This is a genomic window from Acinetobacter sp. RF14B, from assembly GCF_006864105.1.
Taxonomy (GTDB): domain Bacteria; phylum Pseudomonadota; class Gammaproteobacteria; order Pseudomonadales; family Moraxellaceae; genus Acinetobacter; species Acinetobacter lwoffii_C.
Genome location: NZ_SMTB01000174.1, coordinates 1 through 1,938 on the forward strand (window position 1 = coordinate 1; position 1,938 = coordinate 1,938).

The following is a 1,938-nucleotide window of genomic DNA, read 5'->3' on the forward strand; positions in this document are numbered from 1 at the left end:
CGCCGCCCATCCACGAAGCAAAGCGTACTGGTGCGACGCTCAGAGGCAAAGGCTGGGTACAGTGTTCCTGTACCAGGCCATCCAGCTCACGAATGAATTTGGGTACGGCATTCCACAAGGTCTGTTCAATGGTGGTAAAGCCCCACTTTGCCTCATCAATCGGTGTCGGGCGATGCTGACGAATTTCATCCGTTTGCCAGGCAGAGGTAATCAGCTGTTTCAGTTCATTCAGTACAGCCTGACGTTCGCGTGGTGTCAATTTCTGCTGGTCACATTTTGACAGGCAGTCATTGATGTCATCATATTTTTGAATCAGGGTACGGCGGCTGACCTCGGTTGGATGTGCGGTCAGCACCAGTTCAATTTTTAATTCACAGATCTGTTGATACAGGGTGTCTGCGCTAATGTCCTGCTGCTTGAATTTTTCAAATAAGGGTACCAGCGGATTAGGAGACTCAGCCGTTTCATCAAACTCGCTTTGACGGCGGCGGCGCACCACATGGTATTGCTCGGCAATATTGGCAAAGTTGAGAAAATGGGTAAAAGCACGGGTCAGAGGCAGGATTTCATGATCTTCCAAACTCAGAAATAACTGTTCAAGCTGCTTTTCAGCTTCCACCTGGCCATCACGTGCGCCTTTGGATAAAGCCCGAATCTGCTCGACCTGATTAAACAAATCTTGTCCGGCATGGAGTTTTAGGGTTTCTCCCAGCAGGTTTCCCAGTAAACGTACGTCTTCGCGTAGTGGTGCATCAATCTGTTGAATCATTCTTGTGTTTCCCTCCCAGAACATCATTTGACTATACCCCGAATAGGTGACAATCCAAGCCCTATAAAGCTAAAAGTTAGCGGATTTTTGCTGTAATTTTTAGCAGATCTGGAACAGGAGAATAAAAAACAGCCAAGTCCTCAGGCAGGAGCAGGGGCATACTTCAGCATAAAGATCTCAATCGCCTGCTGAATGATCTGATGCTGTTCAGTCTGGCTCGGTGGCGAACACAGGCCGAGCAGCACTTGATGGTGACGCATGCCCATCAGTAAAGAAACCATCAGTTCGGTCTGCTGTTGGGGCGCATTTGCCTGGATCAGCCCGAATTGCTGGGCACGGGAAAAAAACTCATTCCAGACTCGGTGCAGCTTGCTATGCGAGGCCTGATAAAAGCGTTCGGTCAGCGGACTTTGCTCTGCGGCCAGCTCCATGAGCAGCAGATCCAGTTTGATCGCTTCCGGCCGGTTGGCAATATTTAAAGAGCGGCTGCAGACCTGATACAGCGCCTGGGTAAAATCGCTGTCTGGCGTCAGTACTTGAGGATGTTCCTGCAAAATGGCTTCACAGGTATGTTCAATCGCGCAGCTAAACAGGGTCGCTTTGTCTTGAAAATGGTTATATACCGTCAGCTTCGTGACGCCGGCTGCACGCGCAATCTGGTTCATGCTGGAACCCTGATAGCCATGCGCCAGAAATAGTGCCTTGGCGGCCTCTAGTATACGTTGACGCTTTTCCAGATCTTTGGGTCGCCCCACAGGTATTTGCACAACTTCATCCAAAAAAAATCAATATAGCCAATGTATTAAGGGTGGTATTTTAATTAGTGTACCGAGTGGTATATTAATTAAAAAATGATCAGTTTAATATATCAGCCTATTTTGCCCTAAAAATGATGATTAGATAAGAGCGAACACGATGAGCAGGATTCAGAGCGCTTTGGCCAGCATGATTATTCTTTGTAGCATAGCCTTAGCCGGATGTAGCAAAGAGACGATGGCTACCGAACAGGAAGTTCCTTTTGTGATGGTAACGATGCCAAAAACCTCACAGCACGAACTGAAAAGTTATGCTGGAGAAGTACAGGCGCGTCAGCAAACGGCGCTTGCTTTTCGGGTCGGGGGCCAGGTCACCCAGCGTTTTGTCGAGGTGGGGGATCAAGTCAAAGTCGG

Annotated in this window: 2 protein-coding genes and 1 pseudogene; 1 reads left to right on the forward strand and 2 read right to left on the reverse strand. The window is 48.6% G+C overall.

Annotation, left to right across the window (positions count from 1 at the left end):
• The coding region (locus E2K52_RS14235) for a phosphoenolpyruvate carboxylase (protein ID WP_151205659.1) at positions 1–769 on the reverse strand (769 nt) is incomplete at its 3' end.
• A gap of 140 nt (positions 770–909) precedes the next feature.
• A complete protein-coding gene (locus E2K52_RS14240) occupies positions 910–1,536 on the reverse strand; it encodes a TetR/AcrR family transcriptional regulator (RefSeq protein ID WP_151205660.1) in 627 nt (208 codons plus the stop codon).
• 148 nt (positions 1,537–1,684) lie between these two features.
• On the opposite strand from E2K52_RS14240, the pseudogene E2K52_RS14245 reads away from it, so the two are divergent.
• A pseudogene (locus tag E2K52_RS14245) lies at positions 1,685–1,938 on the forward strand (efflux RND transporter periplasmic adaptor subunit); the annotation flags it as partial.